Here is a 26,498-nt window from a genome sequence, read left to right as displayed (position 1 = left end):
TCAATCTCCAGTTTGGGAGTGCTAAGGTGTCTTCGTCCAATTCCATTATCCGCTGGCTGCCCGTTGCCGGCCTGATCGTCGCGGCACTCGGCCTGGCCGGTTGTTCCCAGGAGAAGGCGGAGGTCAGGGATATCATCCGCCCCGTCAAGGTCGTCGAGATCGGCGCGGCGCAGACCACCCGCCAGCTCGATTACTCCGGCTCGGTGCGTGCTCGCACCGAGATGAATCTCGGCTTCCGCGTTGCCGGCAAGGTCACCGAGAGGCTCGTCGACATCGGCCAGCATGTCACCTCGGGCGACGTCCTCGCCCGCATCGATCCCTCCGATTACGAGCTTTCGGTCAAAAGCGCCGCGGCGAGCCTTGACGCCGCCGAGCGCCAGGTCGAGACGGTGGATCTCGCCAGGAAGCGCGCCGAGCAGCTTTATGCCAAGAATTTCGCGCCGAAATCGCAGCTCGAGCAGGCGACGCTGGCCTACAACCAGGCGGTCGCGACGCGCGATGCCGCCCGCTCGACCCTCGCCCAGGCTCAGAACCAGGTCCACTATACCGACCTCAAGGCGAGCGAGAACGGCATCGTCACCGCGGTCAGTGCCGATGTCGGCCAGGTGGTCGGTGCCGGCACGCCCGTGATGACGGTTGCCGTCGATGGCGAGAAGGAAGTGCTGATCGCGGTACCGGAAATGGATATTGCCGGCTTCAGGCCGGGCAAGGAGGTCAAGGCAAGCTTCTGGGCGGACGATGCCCTGACGCTTGCCGGCAAGGTCCGCGAAGTTGCCGGCAGCGCCGACCCGCAGTCGCGTACCTTCGCCGTTCGCGTCTCGCTTCCCAACGATCCGCGCGTGCTGCTCGGCATGACCGCCAACGTGCAGGCCTCGATCGACAGCAAGACCCAGCTGGTCTCGATCCCGCTCAGCGCCCTGGCTGAAAAGGACGGCCAGAAGATCGTCTGGGCCGTGGACCGCGGCAGCGACACCGTGCATTCGCGTCCGGTCAAGATCGCGAACTTCACCGCCGATGGCGTCGCGGTTGCCGACGGCCTCAAGCAGGGCGACGTCGTGGTTGCCGCTGGCACCCAGTTCATGACCGACAATCTGAAGGTCAAGCTGTCCGGCGACAGTCTCCAGCAGTCCGCCTCGGCGGCGGAAGACGCTGCCACCAGCAGCCTGCGCTGACAGCCAGGCACAACGAAACCCTTCCCTGTCTTGGCGGCGCGAGCCGCAAGACCGGGCAGGCCATGGTTTCCGGGCGGCAGGCGCCCGATCGTCGAGACGCCGGCAAGATGGCTCCCCCGCATCATTGTCGCGTCACACGCGATGCGAGTCTCTCCGCTTGAGGGAGCTTCGCCGCCCGGAAGCCAGACGAAGAACGCATGAACGGCATGATGAACCTGCCCTGCAGATCAATTGGACTGGACTGGCGCCATGACCACCGACAGCAACACTGAAAAGCGGCCTTTCAACCTCTCGCGTTGGGCGATCGGGCATCCGAGCATCGCACGTTTCCTGTTCGGCCTGATCATCCTTGCCGGTGCGCTCGGCCTGATGCGCATGGGCCAGAAGGAAGATCCCGATTTCACCTTCCGCGTCATGGTCGTGCAGGCGATCTGGCCGGGTTCTTCGATCCAGGAGATGGAAGACCAGGTCGTCAACAAGATCGAACGCAAGCTGCAGGAAACGCCGCATCTCGACTTCGTGCGCTCCTATACGCGCGCCGGCAGCGCCATCATCACGGTTCAGATCAAGGGCGACACCAATGCTGCCCAGGTCAACGACGCCTTCTATCAGGTGCGCAAGAAGGTCGGCGACATAGCAGGCGATCTGCCGCAGGGCCTGCTCGGCCCCTATTTCAACGATGAATTCGGCGACACCTTCATCACCTTGCATTCGATCAGCGGCGATGGCTTCAGCTATCCCGAATTGAAGAAGTTCGCCATCCAGGCCCGCGATATGCTGCTGACGACGCCCGGCGTCGAAAAGGCGGTCATCATCGGCGACCAGCCCGAGAAGATCTATATCGACGTCTCGTCCAAGGCGCTGGCCGAGCGCGGCCTGACGCTGACTGACCTGCAGAACGCGATCAAGGGACAGAACAATGTCGACCCGGCAGGCTCTGTCGACACCGGCCTGCGCTCGGTCCGCATTTCGGTCGAGGGCGATGTCACCAGCGCCGCCGACATTCGCGAGCTGCGCTTGCGCGCCGGCAACCAGGTAACGCGCCTTGGCGATATCGCGACCGTGAGCTCGGGGCTGGAGGATCCCTTCGAGCGCAAGTATCGGTTCAATGGCCACGAGAGTGTCCAGCTCGGTGTCGTCATGGCCAAGGGCTTCAACGTCACCGATGTCGGCAAGGACGTCGAGGCGACCTATAGGCGCTTCGAGGAGGCGCTGCCCTATGGCGTCTCCGTCGACCAGATATCGGACCAGCCCGAGGTCGTCAGGGACGCTGTCAGCGAGTTCATGCATGCGCTCGGCGAAGCGCTGCTGATCGTGCTCGTCGTCTCGTTCCTGTCGATCGGCTGGCGCTCCGGACTTGTCATTGCCATCGCCATTCCGCTGGTCCTGGCCGCCACCTTCGCCATCATGTACGAGATCGGCATCGACCTGCAGCGCATTTCTCTCGGCGCCTTGATCATCGCGCTCGGCCTGCTTGTCGACGACGCCATGATCGTCGTCGAGATGATGGAACGCAAGCTGGAGGAGGGGCTGGTTAAGATCGAGGCGGCGGGTTTCGCCTATTCCTCGACCGCTTTCCCGATGCTGACCGGCACGCTGATCACCACCGCCGGCTTCATTCCGGTCGGCTTCGCCGCCTCCACTGCCGGCGAATATGTCCGCACGCTGTTCTACGTCGTCGGCATCGCGCTCGTCGTGTCCTGGTTCGTGGCGGTCTATTTCACGCCATGGCTGGGATATATGATCCTCAAGCAGCGCAAGCATGCCGGTTCCCATCACGACGTCTTCGACACCAGCTTCTATCGCCGGCTTCGCTCGACCGTTACCTGGGCCGTGCGCCATCGCATCATCGTGCTGACGATGACGCTGGTGACCTTCGCCACCAGCCTGTGGGCCTTCCAGTTCATTCCGCAGAACTTCTTCCCGCAATCGTCTCGCCCGGAAATCCTCGTCGATCTCTGGCTGCCGGAAGGCACCAGCATCAAGGAAGTCGAGACGCAGGCCAAGGCGCTGGAAGCCAAGATGATGGACGACAAGGACAAGCGCTTCATCGCCACCTATATCGGTGAAGGCGCGCCGCGCTTCTTCCTGCCGCTGGACCAGCAGCTCAGGAATCCGAACTTCGCCCAGCTTCTTGTGATGGCCAATGACGAGCCGGCGCGCGAGCGGCTGATCGTCAAGCTGCGTACCATCCTGGCGCAGGACTTCCCCTCCATCCGCGGCAAGGTCGACCGCTTGTTCCTCGGGCCGCCGACAGGCTGGCCGGTGCAGATGCGCGTCATGGGCCCGGACCGCCAGGAAGTGCGACGCATTGCCGACCAGGTGAAGGCGAAATTCCAGGCCAACCCGCTGCTCGGCGCCGTCCATGACGACTGGCTGGAACCTGTGCCGGCGATGAAGCTGGTCATCGACCAGGACCGCGCCCGTGCGTTGGGCGTCACCTCGCAGCGCATCCGCCAGATGCTGCAGGCGTCCATGTCCGGCGCGCCGCTGGGCGACTTCCGCGACGGCGAAGAAACGGTGTCCATCGTCGCGCGCGAGCCGGATGCCAGCCGCGCGCTGCTGTCCTCGGTCGATTCCATCTACATCCCGACCGATTTCGGTGGCTTCGTGCCGCTGTCGCAGGTGGCCAAGGTTGTGCCGGTGCTGGAGCAAGGCGTCGAGTGGAGGCGCGACCGCTTGCCGACCATCAGCGTGCGGGCGACCTTGCCCGACGGCGTGCAGTCAAACGACGTCGTCACCAAGATGTACAACGACATGAAGGGCCTGCGCGATGGTCTGGCGCCCGGCTACAAGATCGAGATCCAGGGCGGTGCCGAGGATTCGGCGGAAAGCCAGGCTTCCATTGCCGCCAAGGCGCCGATCATGCTGGCCGTCATCGTCATATTGCTGATGGTCCAGCTGCAGCATTTCGGCAAGGCTATGCTTGTTCTGGCCACCGGTCCACTCGGCATCATCGGTGCGGCCGCGGCCCTTTTGATCAGCGGCGCGCCGTTCGGCTTCGTCGCCATCCTCGGCGTCATCGCGCTGCTCGGCATCATCATGCGAAACTCCATCATCCTCGTCGACCAGATCGACCAGGACATCGCGAAAGGCATGGAACGCTCCGAAGCGATCATCGGCTCGGCTGTGCGCCGTTTCCGGCCGATCGTGTTGACGGCAATGACCGCGGTGCTGGCGCTGATCCCGATCTCGCGCGGCGTGTTCTGGGGGCCGCTCGCCTACGCCATGATGGGCGGCATTCTGGTTGCAACCGTGCTCACCATCCTGGTGCTGCCCGCTGGCTACGCTCTGTTCTTCGGCCGTGAGCGAAAGAAGGTGCCGACCGACGAACAGACGCCCGAACCGGAAACCGTCGAAGGCGTCGAGAGGCCGCAACTCGCTTTGGCGGCTGAATGAACCAAATCGGCCGGTCTCATTTGAGACCGGCCGATTTCTGTTCTTGCGGAGCCGAAGGCCGCTTGCCCGTCAGGCAATCAGATGACGAAAAACCAGTTGGCGATCAGCATTACCGCCACTCCGGCGACCAGCGTCAGATAGGGCAGCATGCCCGCCTTTTTCACCGAGAGGTCCGCTCCCGCCATGCCGAGGTCGGCCAGCATGTGGTCGGGGAACTTGCCGCCGTCCTGGATGTAATGGCGGAAGCAGAACACCGGGATGATCAGCGCCGCGGTGATCAGCCCGGCCCACAGCGCCATCGGGTTCCACACCTTAGCGCCGGCGCCCATGAAGATCGCGTTGACATAGGCGAAGATCGCCCCGATCCCCAAGAGCCACGTCGGGGCCTTCCATGGCCGCGCGATATGGCCGTTGTCGATGCGATGGATCCAGCCGGCATTGAGGTTGAGGAAGTTGAAGATGATGTAGCCGCAATTGGATACGGCGAGAATGAAGAAGAAGCTCGTCGCATCGGCCGAGGCGATCGCCAGCACGATCAGGTTGAAGCACAGGTCGGTCCACATCGCCCGCGTCGGCGCGCCATGCTCGTTGACGTGACTGAGGTAGCGCGGCAGCCAGCCGTCGACGGAGCCCTGGTAGAGCGTGCGCGAGGAGCCGGCCATCGCCGTCATGATGCACAGCACAAGCGCCAGGATCATCAGCATCACCAGCAGGCTGTGGATAAGCCCGCCGCCGCCGACCATGCCGGCGAGAGCATCCGCCACGCCCGAACCGTCAACGATCGGCGTCGCCAGCATGCCGTTGAGGCCGAGCACGCCCTGGAAGGTGAACGGCACCAGGATGAACAGCAGCATGCAGAGCAGGCCGGAATAGAAGATGGCCTTGAAGGTATCGGTGCCCGGGTTCTTGAACTCGGAGGTGTAGCAGACGGCGGTCTCGAAGCCGTAGGTCGACCAGGCGGCGATGAACATGCCGCCGAGCACCAGCGTCCAGCCGGCGATGTTCCAGGCGCCGGGCTCTGGCGCATAGGCGGCGGCCAAGGGAACCAGCGGCGAGAAATTGGCCCAGTTGATCTGGCCGGTGAAGATCGGCACGACGCCGACGATCAGCATCGGGACGATGACAAGCAGGCCGATATATTTCTGCACATTGGCGGTGCCCAGGATACCGCGATGCTGGATCGAGAAGATCATCAGCATCAGCACGGCGCCGATGAAGAAGGTGGCGTTGAAGGTGAAGGACACCGGACCCAGCGTGTGACTGAACGCCGACCACGTGCGGATCGCCGGGGTCGCCGCCGCGGTCACCGCGGTAATGGCGTCGCCGGCGCTCGTTCCGGCATGTGCCGCGATATAGGCGGCGACCTCGGGCGACGTGTCGGTAAAGATCGGCACCGGCGCCAGCGCATTGAGGATATAGGCGGCGGCGATCGAGCAGCCGAGCGAGAGCACCGGCGACCAGGCAAACCAGTTGCACCATACCGACAAGGGCGCGATGAACTTGGAGTAGCGCAGCCAGGCGGTGGCGCCGTAAATCGAGGCGCCGCCCGATTTGTTCGGGAACAGGCCGGCGATCTCGGCATAGGTGAAGGATTGCAGGAAGCCCATGACCATGGACACCGTCCAGATCAGGAAAGCGAGCGTCCCGGTCGTGCCGGCAATGCCGCCGATCGAGAACAGGACGAGGGCTGGAACGCCGCTCGCCACCCAGAAGGCGCCGCGCCAGTCGATATGCCTGAGCAGCTTGCTTTCGGCAGGCTGGTCCAGGATCGTGCTTATGGTGCTCATGTCGGTGAATTCCCCTTTTTGATGTTCCCCGCCGGCGACGCCTCGGCTGTGCGAAGCTTGCTCCCGGCCAATATCGCCGCGACTTCAGTGTTTCCACTCAGTCGTATTTTTTTCTTAGGAGTGAAGATTGATCCGGCGCGCTTTCACGTCAAGCGTTTTGTCGCGCCGTGCACATCACGCTTGCGGGCGGGCGCACAAATGTGCCCCGCGGCGCCGCCGACGGGCAATCCCGTATGCCCGGAAGGCCGCGGTCAGGAACGCGGCCTGGTCTTCTGCGGATCGTAATGGGCGAAGGCCACGACTCGCGCCGGCAGCCGCTTGGCGTGGCCGTCGAGCTTGCCGATTTCAACTCGCGCGCCGATGGCGGCGTGGGTGACATCGAGCCGCGCCAGCGCGATGGTCTTGTTCAGCACCGGCGAGCGCATGCCCGACGTGACGACCCCGATCTGGGCGCGGCCGACATGCACGCAATCGCCATGGCCGACCGCGACGTTGGCATCGATGTCGAGCCCGACCAGTTTGTTCTGCGGGTTCTCCTTGCGCCGGATCAGCGCCTCGCGGCCGATGAAGTCGTCGGTCTTGGACTTCAGCGGCACGGTGAAGCCGATGCCGGCCTCGAACGGGTCGGTCTGGTCGGAGAACTCGTAACCGGCGAAGATCAGCCCGGCCTCGATGCGCACCATGTCCAGCGCCTGCAGGCCCATCGGCTTCAATCCATGCGGCTGGCCGGCGGCCCAGATCGCGTCGAAGACCTTTTCGGCGTCGCGCGGATGACACCAGATCTCGTAGCCGAGTTCACCGGTATAGCCGGTGCGCGAGACGACGACCGGAACGCCATTGCCGCCGCCGATGCGCGCGACGGCGAAGCGGAACCATTCCAGTTCCTCGATCGACGGCTGCAGCGGCGAGGTCCAGATCACCTTCCTCAGGATATCGCGGCTCTTCGGCCCCTGCACGGCGATATTGTGCATCTGGTCGGTGGACGAGCGTACCAGCACGTTGAGACCGAGCTTTGTCGCCGTCTCGCGCAGCCATTCGCCGGACAGATCGTCGCCGCCGACCCAGCGGAAATTGTCCTTGCCGAGCCTGAGCAGCGTGCCGTCGTCGATCATGCCGCCATGCTCGTAGCACATGGCGGAATAGACGACCTGGCCGACGCCGAGCTTCTTGACGTCGCGGGTCAGCGTGTACTGCAGCAGCGCTTCGGAATCCGGGCCGGTGACCTCGAATTTGCGCAGCGGCGACAGGTCCATGATCACGGCGTCCTGCCGGCAGGCCCAGTATTCGGCGATCGCGCCTTCCCTGGCGAAGGAGTTGGCCAGCCAATAGCCCCTGTACTCGACGAAGTCGCGGGTGTGCTTGGCAAAGCTCGAATGAAAGGAGGTCTCGCGGGTCATTTTCGGTTCCGAATCGGGCGTCATGCGTCTGGCGATCGCACGCGAGAATTTGTGCTGGCCGGAATAGGTCCGCACATGGATGTCGGTCAGGTCCCAGCCATTGGCCGGCGTCGTATCGTCGGGGCAGGCGGAGGACACGCAGACGATGTCGGTCAGGGCCCGCAGCAGCACATAGTCGCCGGGCCGCGACCATGGCTCGTCGGAGACCATGATGCCATGCGCGTCGATTGCCGTGTTGAAGAAGAAGTTGATAGCCATCCAGCCGGCGCGTGGTGTGACGCCCTTGTCCGACAGCGCGCGGTTGAAGTTCTCCGAGCAGTTGGCATGGCCGGGATAGCCGATGTCATCGTAATATTTGGCGGCGCATGCGAGCGCGAAGGCGTCGTGCCGGCCGCATGTGTCCTGCACCACTTCGACCAGCGGCTCCATGTCCTGGTCGTAATATTTCGAGTGCAGCCCCGGCATCGGATAGCTCGCGCCCATCAGCGTGCGTGTCGTCGTCACATCGAGCGGATGGTCGAGCCCCTTGTCCAGCTTGCGCGCCGAAAAGCACTGGAAGTCGGTGCATTGGCGCCCGTCGACGTCGATGATCTGCAGATAGTCGCCGGCTTTGACGAAGTAGGATTCCGCCGTCGCCGAATGGACGCGCAAATCGAGCACCGGATCGGCGAGCGGGTCGGCCAATAGCGACTTCGCCGCCGGACGGATGGTGGCACGCCGCACGATCACGGTAAGCGGCGTCGCCGTATCATGGCCGTCGACCAGCATCGGCCCGCCGGGCGCGGCAATCACCACCGAGCCGTCGCGCACGACGGTGAAAGCTTGTTCGGTGCCGGCCGGCGTGGCGCCGCCGAACACGCGCACCGCCTTGGCCTGGTCGAGCCGCACCTGCCGGCGTGCGAGCCCGCGCCGCAGGGACGCGAGGCTGTCATCGCCCTCGGCAAGCAGCGCCTTGATGCCGGCGGCATTGCTGTTGGAGTTTTCCCCGAGGATGGAGGGATCGGTCGCACCGGTGCCATCCCACGCCAGCAGTTCGCAAGCCTGGCCGCCCTCGACATTGCGCACCGTGATGGTGTCGCCGGCCTCGACCTCGATCAGCACCGCACCATTGCCCTGGACCGTATAGCGCTCCATGCCCGGCGGCAGCGCGATCTGGCCGGGCCGCAGGATCAGGCTCGGCCGGGGTGGTCCGGATGCGACGGCAGGGTAGGGCGACTGGCTCATCTCAGCCTTGCGGTTCGAGAAACAAGTTTGCCTGTGCGTGAAATTATTTTAGCAGCAAGAATAGCAGTGCGGGTGGGTTTGGCAAGGCGGTGGTGGGGCAGGTTCTTCCTTCTCCCCTTGTGGGGTCCGAAGGACGGGGCGAGATCCGTGGCTCGCCCCAGGGCCGTGGATCAGTGCCCAGCGCCGAGACGGTTGAGGGGGTGGGCGACGGCGTGCCGTCATTGCTAAGCTGGAGCACCACTCATCCGACCTCGCTCCGCGAGGCCACCTTCTCCTACAAGGGGAGAAGGGAAGGGCGTGCGCAAGGCTACGTCACTTCCTCGGAATGGCTGATATCCACACCATATTCCGCCGCCGCATCGAGCATCGTGTGCCACAGGCTCTCGGCAAAGGTCGCGAAGACCAGAACGTTGAACACCGCCTGTCCGTCCGCCCGATCATTCCCACGCCAGAGCGTGACGCGGGTGTGATCCATCGAGGTTGCGGCGGCAGAGCCGACCGCGAACACACCGGCATGCAGATCGAGCGATGAAAGCTTGGCCAACATCGCCCGCGCCTTGTCACCGGAGATGCTGATCAGCGCCCGCGCATGCGACTGGTCAGACAGCGAAGCCGATCCGGCAAGCAGAGGAGCAAGCGCCTTCATCCCGTGCTTGCCACTCTTCGACAGCACGAAAAACTGATCCGGCCCGGACCAGATCAGCGTGGCGTCCGCAATCCGCACCGCCTTGGGCGCATCCGGACCGGCAATGCCGAAACACGCCGTCGCAGCCCTGGCCAGGTCACCCGCCTTGCCGCGGCGTGCCATCACTTGCACGAGGTCGAAATTGCGGATCTCGGTCAGCGAAACGCCGGTATCGCCCTGCGCGCCATGCGGACCGACGACCAGCGTGCGGTCGAGAGGGCTGCGCGCATCCCAGGTAAATTCAGCCACGCTGGCGCCCTCCATCCGGGTCGTAGAAGACGGGATTGCACAGTTCGACATCATACTCCTCTGCGCGCAGCGGATCGTGCGCGCGCACGGTCTCGCCGATACGCTCGCGACCACGTTCCACGAGAGCAAGCCCGATCCATTGATCCGATGTCGGCGAGAAGCAGACTGAGGTGACATAGCCCTGGTCGTTATCAGGTCCGGGCGTCTGGCCCTTCGGAACGATGTGCGCGCCGGAGCGCAGCCGCCGCGCCTTGTCGGTCGGCTTGATGCCGACGACGACCTGCCGGTCCGGCGCGACCAGTGCCTCGCGCCCGGCCATGATGCGGCCCACAAAATCCTTCTTGGTCGACATCATCTTGCCCAGGCCGAGGTCGGCGGCCGTGGTCGTGCCGTTCAGTTCCGGTCCGGCGACATGGCCCTTTTCGATGCGCATGACGCCAAGAGCCTCGGTGCCGTATGGCGTCACGCCGAACGGCTTGCCGGCCAGCATCAGATTGCGCACGAGCGCCTCGCCATAGCGCGCCGGCACCGAAATTTCGAACGCCATTTCGCCGGAGAAAGAGATGCGGAACAGCCGCGCCTTGATGCCGCCGCGCAGCGCGACTTCGCGTGCACCCATGAAGGGGAAGCCCTCGTTCGACAGGTCCTCGGCCGGATCGACGATCTCCTTCAGCAGATCACGCGTCTTCGGCCCGGCGACCGAAAACTGCGCCCACTGGTCGGAGACCGAGGTCAGTTGCACATCGAGTTCCGGGAACAGCACCTGCCGGCAGAATTCGAGATGCTGCATCACCAGTCCGGCCTTGGCGGTGGTGGTGGTGAGGAAATAATGATCCTCGGCCAGCCGCGAGGTCGTGCCGTCGTCGTAGACGAACCCGTCCTCGCGCAGCATCAGCCCGTAGCGCGCCTTGCCGACGGCGAGGCTGGAGAAGGTGTTGATGTAGACGCGGTCGAGGAAGGCGCCGGCATCGGGGCCGTGCACGTCGATCTTGCCGAGCGTCGAGACATCGCAGAAGCCGACGCCGGAACGCACCGTCTTGACCTCGCGTGTGACGGATTCCAGCCAGTCCTTCTCGTCCGTGCGCGGATACCATTGCGCGCGCTTCCACAGGCCGGTGTCGACGAAGACGGCACCCTGTTCGGCGGCCCAGTGATGCGAGGGCGTCAGCCTTGTGGCGTGGAAAGTCTCGTCGCGGTGATGGCCGGCAAAGGCGCCGATCGCGACCGGCACATAGGGCGGGCGGTAGATCGTCGTGCCGGTTTCGGGAATGGACTTGCCCGACACCGCAGCCATGATGGCGAGGCCGGCGACGTTGGAGGTCTTGCCCTGGTCGGTCGCCATGCCGAGCGTCGTGTAGCGCTTCAGATGCTCGACCGATTCAAAGCCCTCACGCTGTGCGAGTTCGATGTCGGAAGCTGTGACATCGTGCTGCTGGTCGACGAACGCCTTGCCCTTGCCGGCGACATGCCAGAGCGGCGTCAACGAGAACGCCTCGTCATCGGCAGTCGGCGCTGTGCCGGCCTTGCCGCAGCGCCCGGCGTCGAGCGCGGCCGCCGCGCCTGCTGCAAACCCTCCCGCCAGGCAGGCGCCGAGACCGAACGAGCCATTGGCTGCACCGGCGGCGACCATGCCGGGAGGCGCTCCGTCGGGCACGAAGGCGGCGATGTCGTCGCGCCATTTCGGCCGGCCGCGATGATAGGAGGTGAGCCCGACCGCCGGGTTCCAGCCGCCGGAGACGGCAAGCCCGTCCGCTTCCACTTCGGCTCGCGCGCCGCCGGTGAGAGAGACGGAGATTTTCCTCACACCGTCCTTGCCGCCGTCCGCACGGCTGACGGCGCCATGCAGCACCGGGAAGCCGCTCTTCGAGGCGAGCGAACGATGGGCGGGCGAGACGTCAGGCCGTGCGTCGATGACCGCCGCAATCTGCAAGCCTGCGCCGAGTACTGTCTCGACCGTGCGCCAGCCATCCTCATTGTTGGTGAACAGCGCGATGCGTTTTGCCGGCGCGGCGGCATAGCGCGCGACATAGGTCCGCATGGCCGAAGCCATCATCACGCCGGGCGTATCGTTGCCGGCAAAGACGACCGGCCGCTCGAGGGCGCCGGCCGCGACGACGCAACGCCTGGACACGATGCGCCACATGCGCTGGCGCACCTGGTGCTCGGGCGGCGAGGGCAGATGGTCGTTGACCCGCTCGATCGCGCCATAGGTGCCGCCATCGTAGACGCCGAACAGCGTCGTGCGGGTCATGATGCGGACATCGGGCATTGCCTCGAGTTCCGCCAGGGTTCGCGACAGCCACTCGGCTGCCGGCAGCCCGTCGATCGTGCCGCCATCCGAGAGCAGGCGGCCGCCGGGAATAAAATCCTCTTCGCACAGGATGACGCGGGCGCCGGAGCGGCCGGCGGCAAGGGCCGCCGCAAGCCCGGTCGGGCCGGAGCCGGCGATCAGCACGTCGCAATGCGCCCAGGCCTTGTCATAGTGGTCGGGATCGGCAACGCCGGCGGCGCGGCCGAGGCCTGCGGCGCGGCGGATCGCCGGCTCGTAGATCGCCTCCCAGAATTTGGCCGGCCACATGAAGGTCTTGTAGTAGAAGCCGGCGACGAAGATCGGCGCGAAGAGCTGGTTGACCGACATCACGTCGAAATGGAGCGACGGCCAGCGGTTCTGGCTGGCGGCCTCGAGCCCTTCATAGAGCTCGGCGGTCGTGGCCTTGGTGTTCGGCTCGCGGCGTGCGCCGGTGCGCAGTTCGACCAGCGCGTTGGGCTCTTCCGAGCCGGCGGTCAGAATGCCGCGCGGACGGTGGTATTTGAACGAGCGGCCGACCAGCTTGACGCCGTTGGCGATCAGCGCCGACGCCAGCGTGTCGCCCTCGAAGCCGAAGAACGTCTTGCCATCGAAGCGGAAGCTCAGCGGTGACGAACGATCGACGAGGCCGCCAGTGGAGAGACGATTGGACTGGGAGGAAATCACGATGCAGCCCCATGCACTGGCGTCGCGCTGCCCCTCATCGCCCTGCCGCTTCTTACCCTCCCCCTGGTGGGGAGGGTCGCTGCGAAGCAGCGGGGTGGGGGGGCGGCGCCGACCCCCACCCGGACTTGCGGTCCGACCTCCCCACAAGGGGGAGGTAAAGACGTACCGGCCTTCACCGCGGCGCTGAGCTGGACAGAAAAATTCATTTCGCAACCTGCCTCGCCCCGGCGCCCGCCGCCGGCTCCACGGCCGAAATTTCGTGCGTCAGCGTGTTGCGGGTGACCTTCAGCCACGCTCGGCAGCCGCCGCCGTGGTACCAATTCTCGTCCATCACGCCGGCGACATTGTCGCGCAGGTAAACGTAGTCGAAGACGTCGTCCTCCGAAGCGCCAGCCTCCGGACGCATCGGCTTGGCGTCGCCGAGATAGGTGAACTCGCCGAGGTCGCGTTCGCCGCAGAAGGGACAGGTGATGCGCATGGCAGGGCCTTCAGTGCAGGTTCGGTTCGGCGCCCTGGCCCTTTTCGTCTATCATCGCACCAGACCGGAACCGGTCGAGGCGAAAGCGGGCGGCCTCCTTGTGGGATTGGTCGCGGGCCAGCAGGTGGGCAAAGACGAGGCCTGAGCCCGGCGTCGCCTTGAAGCCGCCATAGCACCAGCCGGCATTGAGGTAGAGCCCGTCGACCGGCGTCTTGTCGATGATCGGCGAGCCGTCCATCGACATGTCCATGATGCCGCCCCACTGGCGCAGCAGGCGCACGCGGCCGATCATCGGCATCAGCGCCATGCCGCCTTCGCAGACGTCTTCCATCACAGGCAAATTGCCGCGCTGGGCGTAGGAATTGTAGCCGTCTATGTCGCCGCCGAAGACCAGGCCGCCCTTGTCCGACTGGCTGACGTAGAAATGGCCGGCGCCGAACGTCATCACATTGGGGATGAGCGGCTTGATCGCCTCGGAGACGAAGGCCTGCAGCACATGGCTTTCGATCGGCAGGCGCAGGCCCGCCATCGCGGCGACACGCGAGGAGGAGCCCGCGACGGCCATGCCGACTTTCCCGGCGCCGATCTTGCCGCGCGAGGTCTCGACGCCGGTCACCTTGCCGTTGGCATCGCGCACGAAGCCCGTCACTTCGCAATTCTGGATGATGTCGACGCCGAGCGCGCTCGCCGCATGGGCGTAGCCCCAGACCACCGCGTCGTGCCGCGCCGTGCCGCCGCGCCGCTGCAAGAGCCCACCTTGCACGGGAAAGCGCGCATTGTCGAAATTCAGGAACGGCATCATCTTCTTGACCGCGGCAAGGTCGAGCAATTCGGCATCGATGCCGTTGATGCGCATCGTGTTGCCGCGCCGCGCATAGGCGTCGCGCTGCGCGTCGGAGTGATAGAGGTTTATGACGCCGCGCTGGCTGACCATCGTGTTGTAGTTGAGGTCCTGCTCCATCCGCTCCCACAGCTTCATCGATAATTCGTAGAAGCCGGTGTTGCCGGGCAGGCCGTAATTGGAACGGATGATGGTGGTGTTACGGCCGGCATTGCCGGAGCCGATCCAGCCCTTTTCCAGCACGGCCACATTCCTGATGCCGTACTCGCTGGCGAGGAACCAGGCGGTGGCCAGACCATGCCCGCCGCCGCCGATGATCACCACGTCGTAGCGGTCCTTCGGGCTGGCGTCGCGCCAGGTGCGCTGCCAGTTCTTGTGGCCGGAGAAGGCGGCGCGGGCGAGCGAGAAGATCGAATATTTCATACGTTCATTCCGAGGTCGCTTGCACGCTGCGCCGGTCAGATATCCAGCGTGTGGTCGCGCTCCCATTGCGTGAAGTGCGAAGCATAGGAATTCCATTCCTGGTGCTTCAGCTTTAGATAAGCCGACGAGAATTCCTCACCCAGCGCCGTCTTGAGCGATTTGTCATTGTCGAATTCGCGCAACGCGTCGAGCAGGTTGAGCGGCAATTTCGGCGCGCCCTCCACCGTGTGACCGTGCTGGTACATGTCGATGTCGTAGCGCCTGCCGGGATCGGCCTTGGAGCGGATGCCGTCGAGGCCGGCGGCGATGATGACGGCTTGCAGCAGATAAGGGTTGGCCGCGCCATCAGGCAGCCGCAGCTCGAAGCGGCCGGGGCCGGGCACGCGCACCATGTGGGTGCGGTTGTTGCCGGTCCAGGTCACCGTGTTCGGCGCCCAGGTGGCGCCCGAAATGGTGCGAGGCGCGTTGATGCGCTTGTAGGAATTGACGGTCGGGTTGGTGATGGCGGCGAGAGCCGAGGCATGTTTCATGATACCGCCGAGGAAGTGCTTACCCTTGGCCGACAGGCCGAGCTCCATCGAATTGTCGGCAAAGACATTGGTCTTGCCTGATTTGTCCCACACCGAGATGTGCGCATGGCAGCCATTGCCGGTCAGTCCCTGGAAGGGCTTGGGCATGAAGGTGGCGCGCAGGCCGTGCTTTTCCGCGATCGACTTGACCATGAACTTGAAGAAAGAGTGCTTGTCGGCGGTCGCCAGCGCATCGTCGAAGGCCCAGTTCATCTCGAACTGGCCGTTGGCATCCTCGTGGTCGTTCTGGTAGGCGCCCCAGCCGAGCGCCAGCATGTGGTCGCAGATCTCGGCGATGACGTCGTAGCGGCGCATCAACGCTTGCTGGTCGTAGCATGGTTTCGCCGCTGTATCATATTCGTCGGAGATCGTTTTGCCGTCGGGCGAGATCAGGAAGAATTCCGCCTCGACGCCGGTCTTGACATGCATGCCGTCGTTAGCGGCTTCCGCGATCAGTCGCTTAAGCGTGTTGCGCGGTGCCTGGTCGACCTCCTTGTCGTCCATGATGCAGTTGGCGGCGACCCAGGCGACGTCAGGCTTCCAGGGCAGCTGGATAACCGAATTCGGATCCGGCACCGCCAGCATGTCGGGATGTGCCGGCGTGAGGTCAAGCGAGGTAGCGAAACCGGCGAAGCCGGCGCCATCCTTCTGCATATCTGATATCGCCTGCGCCGGCACCAGCTTGGCGCGTTGCCCGCTGAACAGGTCGGTGTAGGAGATCATGAAATATTTGACGTTTTTCGCCCTTGCGAACTCTGCAAGATCAACTGTCACGGAAGTTCCCCATTTTTTGTCGATTGTTGGCCCTAGAGCATATGGCCTTCGGCCCTTTGTTGATCAGAAGCCGTTCTTCCCCGGTATCCAGTTGGTGCCGGCCAGCGGCACGCCGGCCATCGCGGCGGCCTCGATCGTGAGCGCGACGAGATCCTCGGGTTCGAGATTGTGCAGGCTGTTCTTGCCGCAAGCGCGGGCGATGGTCTGCGCCTCCAGCGTCATCACCTTGAGATAGTTCGCCAGCCGGCGGCCGGCGGCCACCGGATCGACCCGCTTCATCAGTTCGGGATCCTGCGTGGTGATGCCGGCCGGGTCGCGGCCCTCGTGCCAGTCGTCATAGGCGCCTGATGTGGTGCCGAGCTCGTTGTACTCCGCCTCCCAGCGGGGATCGTTGTCGCCGAGCGCGACAAGGGCAGCCGTGCCGATGGAGACCGCGTCGACGCCGAGCGCCAGCGCCTTGGCGACATCGGCGCCGTTGCGGATGCCGCCCGAGACGATCAACTGCACCTTGCGATGCATGCCGAGATCCTGCAGCGCCTGCACCGCCGGCCTGATGCAAGCGAGCGTCGGCTGGCCGACATTCTCGATGAACACTTCCTGCGTCGCCGCCGTGCCGCCCTGCATGCCGTCGACGACGACGACGTCGGCGCCGGCCTTCACCGCAAGCGCTGTGTCGTAGTAGGGGCGGGCGCCGCCGACCTTGACGTAAATCGGCTTCTCCCAGTCGGTGATTTCGCGCAGTTCGAGAATCTTGATCTCGAGATCGTCCGGCCCGGTCCAGTCGGGATGGCGCGAGGCCGAGCGCTGGTCGATGCCCTTGGGCAGCGTGCGCATCTCGGCGACGCGATCGGAGATCTTCTGTCCGAGCAGCATGCCGCCGCCGCCGGGCTTGGCGCCCTGGCCGACGACGACCTCGATGGCATCGGCGCGCCGCAGGTCGCGCAGATTCATGCCATAGCGCGAGGGGAGATATTGGTAGACGAGTTGCTTGGAATGGCCGCGCTCTTCCTCGGTCATGCCGCCGTCGCCGGTCGTGGTCGAGGTGCCCGACAGCGTCGCGCCGCGCCCGAGCGCTTCCTTGGCCGGGCCCGACAGCGAGCCGAAGCTCATGCCAGCAACGGTGATCGGGATTTTCAGCTCGATCGGCTTCTTGGCATGGCGTGAGCCCAACACGACTGATGTGTCGCAGCGCTCGCGATAGCCTTCGAGCGGATAGCGCGAGATCGATGCGCCCAGGAACAGAAGGTCGTCGAAATGCGGCAGCTTGCGCTTGGCGCCGGCGCCCCGGATGTCATAGATGCCGGTGGCCGCGGCGCGGCGGATCTCGGAAAGCGTGTAGTCGTCGAAAGTCGCGGATTTGCGCGGCGTCGTCGGCGGGTTGCGATAGGTCATGCTGCCTCAATACGCGTCGGCGTTGTCGATATTGAAATTGTAGAGCGTGCGCGCCGAGCCGTAGCGCTTGAACTCCGACGGCTTGACGCCGGTGACGCCGGCACGATCGAGCAGGCCTTGCAGGAGTTCGAGGTGTTCGGGCCGCATTTCCTTGGCGATGCAGTCGGCGCCCAAACTGTCGACCTTGCCGCGCACGAATAGCCGTGCCTCGTAGATGGAATCGCCGAGCGCGTCGCCGGCATCGCCCAGCACCACCAGATTGCCGGACTGTGCCATGAAGGCCGACATATGGCCGATATTGCCGTGCACGACGATGTCGATGCCTTTCATCGAAATGCCGCACCGCGAGGACGCATTGCCCTCGATGACGAGCAGCCCGCCCTTGCCGGTGGCGCCGGCATACTGGCTGGCGTCGCCTTTGACTGTTATCGACCCCGACATCATGTTTTCGCCGACGCCGGGTCCCGCCGAACCATGCACGGTGATGGCACTGCCGGAATTCATGCCGCCACAGTAATAGCCGACGCTGCCGCGCACATCGATGCTGACCGGCTGGTCGACGCCGACGGCGACCGAATGGCTGCCCTTCGGGTTCAACACTTCCCAGGCGGTCTCGTTCGAGCCTGGCGTCAGATTGTGCAGTGCCTGGTTGAGCTCGCGCAGCGACATCTGGTCCAGGTCGAACACCCGGGAGGCATGGTCGCTCGCCGCCGCGGTTGAAAGTTTTGTTGCCGGCATGAACTCAATGCTCCCAGAAATAGACGGTTGCGGGTTCCGGTTCCCAGACTCTCGCATTGTCTATGCCGGGCAGTTTGGTCAGCGCGCGATATTCCGAGCCGAAGGCGACATACTGGTCCGTTTCGGCCATCACGGCGGGCTTGCAGGCGATCGGGTCGCGCACCACGCCGAAGCCGTTCTTGGTGCCGACGACGAAGGTGAAGAAACCGTCGAGATCTGAGAGGGTGCCCTCCAGCGCCTCGCCGAGGTTCTTGCCATGCGCCATCTGGGAGGAGAGATAGGCGGCCGCCACTTCGGTGTCGTTCTCGGTCTCGAATTTCATGCCTTCGCGGACCAGTTCGCGGCGAACGTTGTTGTGGTTGGACAGCGAGCCATTGTGCACCAGGCACTGGTCGGCGCCGGTCGAGAACGGATGCGCGCCCATCGTCGTCACCGCCGATTCCGTCGCCATGCGGGTGTGCCCGATGCCATGCGTTCCGGTCATCCCACGGATGTCGAAGCGGTCGACCACAGCCTCGGGCAAGCCGACTTCCTTGTATATTTCCACGGCTTCGCCGGCACCCATGATGCGGATGTCGGGCCTGAGCGACTGGATGGTCTCACGCGCGGCATCGACCTTTTCGGGCGTGGTCCTGATGACGGCATGCGTCGATTTTACCATGACGCTCACCGGCACGCCGAGCGCCTTGGTGAGTTCGGCGTCCAGTCCACGGAAATCACGCTCCGGCCTCGGCGACTGGATGGTGATCTTGGCCTCGTTGCGGGACGGCGCGCCATAGATCGCGATGCCGGCGCTGTCGGGTCCGCGATCGCTGAGCGATACCAGCATCTGCGACAACATCGCACCGAGCTGCGGCTCCAGCGCTTTGTCCTTGAGGAAAAGTCCAACGATTCCGCACATGCCAGCCTCCAGACCCTTTGTAGCTAAAAATGATGTATCGAATGAGTTCGGGGAATTCAATTGGTATGAAAAAAATATTCCTCTCGTTACGCGTTGTGTTTTGTCCCATCCGGCGGCCCATCGCCTTGTCGGCGCATGGAATGGGCCCATTTGGCGGTCCGGATACGAGCCATCTTGTAGGCGTCGAGGATCGACAGCGCATAGATCAGGAAGCCGCCGGCGTGGCGGCCGACAAAGCTGGCGTCGGGCGGGGCGATCTTCGCCGTCACCCAGGCCAGGATGACCATGAAGAAAAGAAACTGCAGGCCGCGCGTGGGAACGCCCAGCATGACGTGGCCGCTGCCCGGCAGCAGGGTTGCCGCGCCCAAGACGATATATGGGCTGGTAGGTCCGGGCGAGGGGGTTGCGCTGGTCATGCCGCTTTCCGTTCGTTCCTGTTGATCGCGTCGCGCAGTCCCGAAAGGGATACGAGCAGCCGCGAGATCAGCGCCGGGTCGATTTGCGCGTCACCGAAAGCGGCTTGCCGGAAGACACCGTAGCGGGCCCGCTCGGCTTCGGCCAGCAGCCAGACGATACGCACACCCTTTGGCGTGATCAGTAGCTCCTTGGCGCGTCCTTCTGAAAAGGGCTCCAGATGGTCGGCGATGATGTTTTGCGGGAAGCGCACGCCTCTGCGGTCCGTTCGAAGCACCGCCTCGGCGGGAAAGCCGGGCGCCTTCGGCAGCGTGTGGTCGAGATGGTCGAAATTGGAGAATGTCGTCGGCGAGCCCGGCCGCATCATCATGTCGAAGGTGCCGGGCACGGCTGTTTTCTCCGTTATCGATACGCTGAGCCAGCGCGCCGGCAGCTTTCTCGTCGCCAGCGTGTCGACGATGGTGCGCAACTGCACGCGCTGGCCGTTCCACGAGCCTTCCCACGTAACGACGCCGGCAGTACCGTCCGAGACATCTTCGGCGTCGGCAATGACGGCGCGGATGCTGGCCTGGTCGGCGGCGCGCGCCACGGCAGCCCTGTCGCGGCTGCGGCGTGCCAGCCAGGCAAAGTGCAGGACGAGAGCCAGGACAGCCGCCCCGGCAAGCAGTGCTGACGTCACCTCGGACATTTCGTCATGCCAGGCCCGCCCAATTCGGACGGGCCTACTCCCATCAATAGCCCTGCGGTTTCGGCCACGGCATGGTGAACTGGTCGCCGCGCCGCACGAATTTGTAGCGATAGAAATGGAACCACAGCGAGATCAGGAAATAGAACGCGACCATGGCAATGAGCTGCGAGCCGAAGCCGAGGAAGATCGCGAAGAAGGTGACCACGCACAGGCAGAACAAGACGATCGCCGGCAGCGGGTGGAAGGGATGCGTGTAGCCGCGGCGGATCGAACCCAGAGGCCACTTCTTCCGGAACATCATGATGTTGATGCTCATGAACGTATATTGCAGCACGCCGGACAGGATCGAGAAGGTGATCGCCTGGTTGAGGTCGGCGATGAAGGCGAAGGCGAGCGCGATCGGCAGCAGGAACAGGATCGAGCGGTAGGGTGTGCGGTATCTCGGGTGCACCGCCGAGAACCAGCTCGGCAGGTAGCGATCGCGGCCGAGCGAGAACCAGGCGCGCGCCGCGTCGTTGATGCAGCCATTGGCGGACGCCAGTGCGGCAAGCAGCGTGGCGATGAACAGCAGGTTTTCCAGCAGCGGGTTGCCGGTCAGCTTGCCGGCGTCCCACAGCGGATAATAAGTGATGCCGAGATATTCCCAGGGCATCAGCGAGGCGCAGACATACCAGGTCATGGCGGCGGCGATCAGAAGCGTGATCATGCCGGCCATCGTGCCATAAGGCAGCGAGCGCGCGGGCGAGCGCACTTCCTCGGCCGCCTGCGTGGTGCCCTCGATGCCGAGATAGTACCAGATGCCGAACTGGAAAGCGGCGATGACGCCGATCCAGCCATAGGGCAGCGCGTTCTCTGGGGTGACCAACTCGTTGAGCTTGAGCACCGCGCCTTGCGTCCACGGGCTGACCGAGAAGAACAGGATAACGATGGAGATGTAGGCAATCGCGGTGATGACGAAGTTGACGTTGAGCGTCATCAGCACGCCGCGATAGTTGAGCCATGCCAGGACGACGATGGTGGCGGCGATGAAGGAGTTGTGGGTGAGGCCCTCGACGCCCGCCTTGGCGACGATCGTGTCGCCGAGCAGGATGGCGTCCGACACTTCGAGCATGGTGTAGGCAAAGACCAGGAACAGCGCGACGTTGAAGGCCATCAGCGGCCCGACGATGTGCTTGGCCTGCGCATATTGGCCGCCCGCGGCGGCGACCGTCGACGTCACTTCGGAATCGATCATGGCGACCGAGGTATAGAGCAGCCCGACGACCCAGCAGACGATCAGCGCGGCAAGCGCGCCGCCCTTGTCGGCGGAGAAATTCCAGCCGGTGAACTCGCCGACCAGAACGATGCCCACACCCAACGCCCAGACATGGGCCGGGCCAAGCACCCGAAGCAGCGAGACCCTGTCGCCATTTGTTGCCGAACCCGCAGTTTCAACCACGACCGTCATCGATCAATCCCCACTCAGATCCGGTGTTTTTCGGAAGCGGCTTCAAGTTCGCCTTCGCGCGAGGACGTCAGCACATCCTCGGAGTAGGTCGTATCGACCTTGAACCAATCGTAGAGCATCCACAGCGCAAGCACGATCGAGATGCCCCAGCATGCGTAAGAGAGCGCTATCCACATGGTCTTGTCCCCGGATTATTTCTCGTCGAACTTCTCGTTGATGACGTCGCGATATTCGCGGTCCGATGCCCGGAACAGGAACACGAAATAACCGATTAGCACGGCTGCCATGACAACAAGCGTCGGCCAGTCGATGATGTAGTGGAAACGGTTCTGGATTATGTCGTGCGCGGTCTCTGGCGTATAGCCGAGCCTTTCCCAGATCGACGCCATGGTCGGGTTCTGGCCGAGCGCCTCCCAGGTCTTGGCGTCGAGCGCGTCGATGGACTTGGCTGCTCCCGCCAATCCCAGTTTCAGCGGCAGCCACAGCGCCACGAAGATGGCGACCACGACGACGGCGATATCGAAGACCTGCCCGGCCTTGCTCTGTTGCGGCGGCGTGTAGCGGGACATGCTTCTCTCCCCCCCTCAGGATTTGCGGTTGCGGTCGTAGTTCTTGATGTCGAGCCCGTAGATGAACTCCTTGTCCTCCTTGTAGTGGTTGACCATGGCCAGGATCGCCGCCGTGTTGAAGATCAGCACCGCGGCGGCGGCAATCGCGACGACGGCCTTGATGCCGTCATGCGGGATATGCGGCCATGTCATGAAGAGGACGAAGAGGATCGTCGCCCACAGGCAGATGATCAGGAGCGCGGATCCGCGCAAGTCGGAACGGTACAGCGCCTCGATGCGCTGCTGCAGGTCTGACATCGGTTTTCCCCTTTTTCGACGTCCGGTTCCGAATCCACCGTCCGCCGTTCTCTTTCAAGAGAGTGAAATTTTTTTCATAAATTCAGACCGAATTCGGAAATTGTCAAGACGAATTTACGCAGAGTTAACCGTCTTGTTCGGATGACGAATTTTGCCTGACAATGAAATTATTTGCTTTCAGGGGATTGCAGGCCCCACGCGTTTGCGATCAATATTCGCTCAAAGCTCCAGCCCGCGCGCACAGGAGCAGGGAACATAATCAAAATATCGAACGGAGGATCGGATGACGGCATCCTGGAGATTTTCAACCCTGGCGGATCGCCATCGCGCGCTGGGTTCGAAACTCGAAGACTGGAGCGGCATGGGCACCGCCTGGACCTACGACAAGGATGCCGACGAGGAATACATCGCTATCCGCACCAAGGCCGGGCTGATGGATGTCTCGGGCCTGAAGAAGGTCCACCTCACAGGCCCGCACGCCTCGCACCTCATCGATCTCGCCACCACGCGCGACGTCGAAAAAATCTATCCCGGCAAATCGGCCTATGCCTGCATGCTCAACGAGGCGGGAAAATTCACCGACGACTGCATCCTCTACCGCACCGGGCCGAATAGCTGGATGGTGGTGCATGGCTCGGGAACCGGACATGAGGAGTTGCAGCGGGCGGCGATGGGCAGGGACGTGTCGCTGCGCTTCGACGACAATCTGCACGACCTCTCGCTGCAGGGGCCGGCGGCGGTCGACTATCTTGCCAGGCACGTGCCGGGCATTCGCGACCTCAACTATTTCCATCACATGCAGACGCAGCTCTTCGGTTTTCCGGTGATGATCTCGCGCACCGGCTATACCGGCGAGCGCGGCTATGAAATCTTCTGCCGCGGCCAGGATGCCGGCACGATCTGGGACAGGATCCTCGACGAGGGCAAGAGCGCCGGCATCATCCCGTGCCGCTTCACTACGCTCGACATGCTGCGCGTCGAGAGCTATCTCCTGTTCTATCCCTACGACAATTCGCAGAAATATCCGTTCGAGAATGAAGGCCCCGGCGACACGCTGTGGGAACTCGGCCTCGACTTCACCGTCAGCCCGGGCAAGACCGGCTTTCGGGGCGCCGAGGAGCACTACCGTCTCAAGGGCAAGGAGCGCTTCAAGATCTATGGCGTGTTGCTCGACGGCAAGGAGCCGGCCGACGAGGGCGCTCCGGTCTATCGCGATGGCAGACAAGTCGGCGTCGTCACCTGCGCCATGTATTCGCCGCTGGTCGAGAAATCGATGGGCATCGCCCGCCTCGACGTCGACTGCGCCGTCAAGGACACAAGGCTCGAGATCCGCAACAGGAGCGGATCGATCAAGGCGACGGCGCAGCCATTGCCGTTCGACGACCCAAGGAAGACCAAGCGCACGGCGAAAGGCTGAGGCATAGTCGAAGCGAGGGTTCGAGGCGCGAAGCAGAGAATGGCAGCCAAGTCGATCATCAGCCGGCCCGTCTACGGAAGCTTGTCTCCGCAGCCCGGCAAGCACCATCTTTTCATCGCCGATGCCGAGGGTGCGCTGGCGATAGCGGACATGGCCAAGACGGCTCCGGACAGGTTCTTCGACGGTGCCGAAATCGTCTTCATTCCCGTGCCGGACGACAGGCATGTCGCCGCTCTCGAAGCGCTGAAACCGGCGCGCTTCCACCAGGCGCCGTCCTTCGCCAGCCTGCTGCCGCGGCTGAAACAGACGCTTGATAACGCGCATATGGGCCTGCGCCTCTATCTCGCCGGTACCGAAGGGCTGATCGGCCAGGCCATGCAGGTGGCGCTCGAAGCCGGCATCGACCACACCGCGATCCAGACCGAACATCGCGGCTCGCTGGCGCGCCGCGTGCAGTGCGTGCATTGCAAGGGCATCACCGAGAATGTAACCACGCAACCCGCCACCTGCTCGCATTGCGGCCTGCTACTTCTGGTGCGCGACCACTATTCGCGGCGGCTGGCGGCGTTCCAGGGCGTCTGCATCAATGCCGAGGATCGCAGCGAAATTCCTCCGTTCGAGGAGGTCTTCCGATGAGCACCGGCACCACCAAACTCGACGTCGTCGTCAGCGATGTTGTCCCCGTCAACGAGCTGGTCACCCGCTTTCATTTCCGCCGCCGCGACGGCGAGCTGTTGCCGACCTTTTCAGGCGGCGCCCATGTCGTGGTCGAGATGCGCGACGGCGACCGCACAAGGCTCAATCCCTATTCGCTGATGGGCTCGCCGCTCGACACGCGCGAATACACGATCTCGATACGTCGCGACGATGTCGGCCGGGGCGGCTCGCTTTTCATGCACCGGAGCGTCAGGCCCGGGCTGGAGATGGTGATCTCCTATCCCGTCAATCTGTTCTCGCTCGATCTCAGGGCGAAGAAACATTTGATGCTGGCCGGCGGCATCGGCATCACGCCCTTCATGGCCCAGACCGCGCAGTTGGCGGGCGAGGGCGGCAATTTCGAACTGCACTACACCTGCCGCACGGCTTCGCTCGGCACTTATGCCGATGTGCTGCAACAGCGTTACGGCCGCCGGGTCCGGCTCTATCACGACGACCGCGGGGAACGCGTCGATCTCGACCGGCTGCTGTCGTCGCAGCCGCTCGGCACGCATCTCTATGTCTGCGGTCCGGCCGGCATGATCGGCTGGGTGCGCGAGCGCGCCGCTGCGCTTGGCTGGCCACCGGAGACCGTGCATTTCGAGCATTTCGCGGCACCGCAGCCGGGCCTGCCCTTCGATGTGACGCTGGCCGTCAGCGGCAAGACCATCCGCGTCGGCGAGCAGCAGAGCCTGCTCGAGGCGATCGAGGCGGCTGGCGTCGATCCACCCTATCTCTGCCGCGGCGGCGTCTGCGGCCAGTGCGAAACCAACGTCATCTCGTCCGACGGCAAGTTCATCCACAACGACCATTGGCTGAGCGAAGAAGATCATCGCTCCGGCTGCAAGATCATGCCGTGCGTGTCGCGCTTCGAAGGCAAATCGCTGGTCTTGGAAAGATAGGAGGCGAGCTTGGGCATCACCTTTCGCAAGGAAACGTTTCGCGACGACTTCACCTTCAGGAACAGCCCTGAGCACATCAGGCGGTTCCCGTTTCCGTTCCATGAAGACAGCTACATGTATGCGGTCAACATCGAGCCGCATGTCGTCGGTCCGAAGGGCAGCGTGCTGGAAAACCTGATAGATGTCGATGAGCACTATGTCGCCGAGATGCAGGACCGCGCTCTGGTCCTGGCCGAGGATCCGTTGCGCTGCCAGTCGCTGCCGCACATGACGCTCGCCGGCTGGGATCTGCTCGAACTTCTGATGGAGCAGCAGGCGCTGGGCTATCCCGAGCATTTCACGCTGACCCGAGACGGTGATCGCTGGCGCTGGATCAACCGGCCGCTCGGCATCGACGACACCTTCACCTTCGGCGACACAACGACGCTGCCTTACGGGCCGATGGAGTACATCACCCGCCAGAGCCAGGGCGATTTCTGCATCCTCGATCAGCGCGACGGCAATCTTTGGATGGATGCCGGAATGGTCACCACCCAGGCCGACTGGTCGCTCGATTTTGACATCGGCATGAACTTCTTCGAGTGGCACGCGCCGGTACCGCTGGCACATGAAAAGGGGATTTTCGTCAGGGCGCTGAAGTTCCTCATCAACATCCAGCAGGGCAAGCCGGCGCGTCGCCTCAACTGGACCATGACCGTCAATCCGCGCCTCGACACCAGCCCCGAGAATTATCACAAATGGGGCCCGGACCGGGCGACGGTGACGCCCGACAATGTCGGCGACAAGGTGCATCTGCGCGTCGAGTTGCAGAGCTTCTGGCGCCTGCCGCGCTCCAACGCCATCGTCTTCCCGATCCGCTGCTACCTGATCAAGATGGACGAACTGGTGACGCAGCCCAAATGGGCCCGCCGCCTGCACCGCGTCATCCGCGACCTGCCCGAGGAGCTTGCCACCTACAAGGGGCTGACGCGCTACCGCCCGACACTGGTCGAGTGGCTGTCGAAATTGGATGATGGCAGTGCGACGAGCCCGGGATTCGGGCCGGATTGATTGCTGTATTGACGC

Annotated in this window: 22 protein-coding genes; 6 read left to right on the top strand and 16 right to left on the bottom strand. The window is 63.9% G+C overall.

Annotated features, from left to right (window positions below; genetic code table 11):
- The first annotated feature begins 26 nt into the window (after positions 1-26).
- Together FJ867_RS20130 and FJ867_RS20125 are read left to right on the top strand one after the other, a co-directional pair.
- The gene (locus FJ867_RS20130) at positions 27-1,172 is read left to right on the top strand and encodes an efflux RND transporter periplasmic adaptor subunit (RefSeq protein ID WP_140629149.1); all 1,146 of its coding nucleotides are present in this window, start codon (positions 27-29) and stop codon (positions 1,170-1,172) included.
- 249 nt (positions 1,173-1,421) lie between these two features.
- Entirely contained in the window at positions 1,422-4,571 is a 3,150-nt protein-coding gene (locus FJ867_RS20125) for an efflux RND transporter permease subunit (protein WP_140818367.1), read from the top strand.
- A gap of 77 nt (positions 4,572-4,648) precedes the next feature.
- Here the strand turns inward: FJ867_RS20125 and FJ867_RS20120 are convergent, their stop codons facing one another.
- The 16 genes from FJ867_RS20120 to FJ867_RS20045 form a co-directional block, all read right to left on the bottom strand.
- Positions 4,649-6,358, bottom strand: a complete 1,710-nt coding sequence (locus FJ867_RS20120; RefSeq protein ID WP_140818365.1) for an APC family permease — start codon at positions 6,356-6,358, stop codon at positions 4,649-4,651.
- Positions 6,359-6,609: 251 nt separating this feature from the next.
- A complete protein-coding gene (locus FJ867_RS20115) occupies positions 6,610-8,979 on the bottom strand; it encodes an aminomethyltransferase family protein (RefSeq protein ID WP_140728116.1) in 2,370 nt (789 codons plus the stop codon).
- A gap of 307 nt (positions 8,980-9,286) precedes the next feature.
- Complete coding sequence (locus FJ867_RS20110) at positions 9,287-9,913, bottom strand: sarcosine oxidase subunit gamma family protein (protein ID WP_140818363.1); 627 nt, start codon at positions 9,911-9,913, stop codon at positions 9,287-9,289.
- Positions 9,906-12,887 (bottom strand): sarcosine oxidase subunit alpha, encoded by a 2,982-nt coding sequence (locus tag FJ867_RS20105; protein WP_140818361.1) that lies wholly within the window; start codon positions 12,885-12,887, stop codon positions 9,906-9,908. Before FJ867_RS20105 ends, FJ867_RS20110 begins: the two co-directional genes overlap by 8 nt.
- 202 nt (positions 12,888-13,089) lie before the next feature.
- Positions 13,090-13,365 (bottom strand): sarcosine oxidase subunit delta, encoded by a 276-nt coding sequence (locus FJ867_RS20100; protein WP_140520863.1) that lies wholly within the window; start codon positions 13,363-13,365, stop codon positions 13,090-13,092.
- Between the two features lie 10 nt (positions 13,366-13,375).
- Positions 13,376-14,629, bottom strand: coding sequence for a sarcosine oxidase subunit beta family protein (locus tag FJ867_RS20095; protein WP_140818359.1), 1,254 nt, complete (start codon positions 14,627-14,629; stop codon positions 13,376-13,378).
- A 35-nt stretch (positions 14,630-14,664) separates the two neighbouring features.
- Entirely contained in the window at positions 14,665-15,972 is a 1,308-nt protein-coding gene (gene glnT / locus FJ867_RS20090) for a type III glutamate--ammonia ligase (protein WP_140514695.1), read from the bottom strand.
- 63 nt (positions 15,973-16,035) lie between these two features.
- Positions 16,036-17,364, bottom strand: coding sequence for an FMN-binding glutamate synthase family protein (locus FJ867_RS20085; protein WP_140514697.1), 1,329 nt, complete (start codon positions 17,362-17,364; stop codon positions 16,036-16,038).
- A 6-nt stretch (positions 17,365-17,370) separates the two neighbouring features.
- Entirely contained in the window at positions 17,371-18,102 is a 732-nt protein-coding gene (locus tag FJ867_RS20080; RefSeq protein ID WP_140551135.1) for a GXGXG domain-containing protein, read from the bottom strand.
- A 4-nt stretch (positions 18,103-18,106) separates the two neighbouring features.
- A complete protein-coding gene (locus tag FJ867_RS20075) occupies positions 18,107-19,003 on the bottom strand; it encodes a glutamine amidotransferase family protein (protein ID WP_140497865.1) in 897 nt (298 codons plus the stop codon).
- An 86-nt stretch (positions 19,004-19,089) separates the two neighbouring features.
- Positions 19,090-19,419, bottom strand: a complete 330-nt coding sequence (locus FJ867_RS20070; protein ID WP_140629160.1) for a hypothetical protein — start codon at positions 19,417-19,419, stop codon at positions 19,090-19,092.
- Positions 19,416-20,105, bottom strand: coding sequence for a hypothetical protein (locus FJ867_RS20065; RefSeq protein WP_181165153.1), 690 nt, complete (start codon positions 20,103-20,105; stop codon positions 19,416-19,418). The genes FJ867_RS20070 and FJ867_RS20065 overlap by 4 nt, the downstream gene beginning before the upstream one ends.
- A gap of 43 nt (positions 20,106-20,148) precedes the next feature.
- Positions 20,149-21,552, bottom strand: a complete 1,404-nt coding sequence (locus FJ867_RS20060) for an amino acid permease (RefSeq protein ID WP_140497869.1) — start codon at positions 21,550-21,552, stop codon at positions 20,149-20,151.
- A gap of 14 nt (positions 21,553-21,566) precedes the next feature.
- On the bottom strand, positions 21,567-21,728 hold the full coding sequence (locus FJ867_RS20055) for a hypothetical protein (RefSeq protein ID WP_140551131.1): 162 nt from the start codon (positions 21,726-21,728) through the stop codon (positions 21,567-21,569).
- A gap of 15 nt (positions 21,729-21,743) precedes the next feature.
- Positions 21,744-22,121: a hypothetical protein gene (locus tag FJ867_RS20050; RefSeq protein ID WP_140497873.1), complete on the bottom strand. Its 378-nt coding sequence runs from the start codon at positions 22,119-22,121 to the stop codon at positions 21,744-21,746.
- A gap of 15 nt (positions 22,122-22,136) precedes the next feature.
- Positions 22,137-22,418, bottom strand: a complete 282-nt coding sequence (locus FJ867_RS20045) for a hypothetical protein (protein WP_140497875.1) — start codon at positions 22,416-22,418, stop codon at positions 22,137-22,139.
- Positions 22,419-22,701: 283 nt separating this feature from the next.
- On the opposite strand from FJ867_RS20045, the gene FJ867_RS20040 reads away from it, so the two are divergent.
- From FJ867_RS20040 to FJ867_RS20025, 4 genes are read left to right on the top strand one after another with little or no spacing between them, the layout of a single operon-like run.
- Complete coding sequence (locus FJ867_RS20040) at positions 22,702-23,835, top strand: aminomethyltransferase family protein (RefSeq protein ID WP_140655679.1); 1,134 nt, start codon at positions 22,702-22,704, stop codon at positions 23,833-23,835.
- A gap of 39 nt (positions 23,836-23,874) precedes the next feature.
- The gene (locus FJ867_RS20035) at positions 23,875-24,471 is read left to right on the top strand and encodes a dimethylamine monooxygenase subunit DmmA family protein (RefSeq protein WP_140818357.1); all 597 of its coding nucleotides are present in this window, start codon (positions 23,875-23,877) and stop codon (positions 24,469-24,471) included.
- Positions 24,468-25,433 carry a PDR/VanB family oxidoreductase gene (locus FJ867_RS20030; RefSeq protein ID WP_140818355.1) on the top strand — a complete coding sequence of 322 codons (966 nt, stop codon included), beginning with the start codon at positions 24,468-24,470 and terminating at the stop codon, positions 25,431-25,433. Before FJ867_RS20035 ends, FJ867_RS20030 begins: the two co-directional genes overlap by 4 nt.
- Positions 25,434-25,442: 9 nt before the next feature.
- Positions 25,443-26,483 (top strand): DUF3445 domain-containing protein, encoded by a 1,041-nt coding sequence (locus tag FJ867_RS20025; protein ID WP_140818354.1) that lies wholly within the window; start codon positions 25,443-25,445, stop codon positions 26,481-26,483.
- Positions 26,484-26,498 lie beyond the last annotated feature (15 nt).

The sequence above is a fragment of the Mesorhizobium sp. B2-5-3 genome (genome assembly GCF_006441005.1).
Lineage (GTDB): Bacteria > Pseudomonadota > Alphaproteobacteria > Rhizobiales > Rhizobiaceae > Mesorhizobium.
The sequence above is the reverse complement of the archived record's forward strand: the minus strand, read 5'-3'. Positions and strand labels throughout refer to the sequence as shown.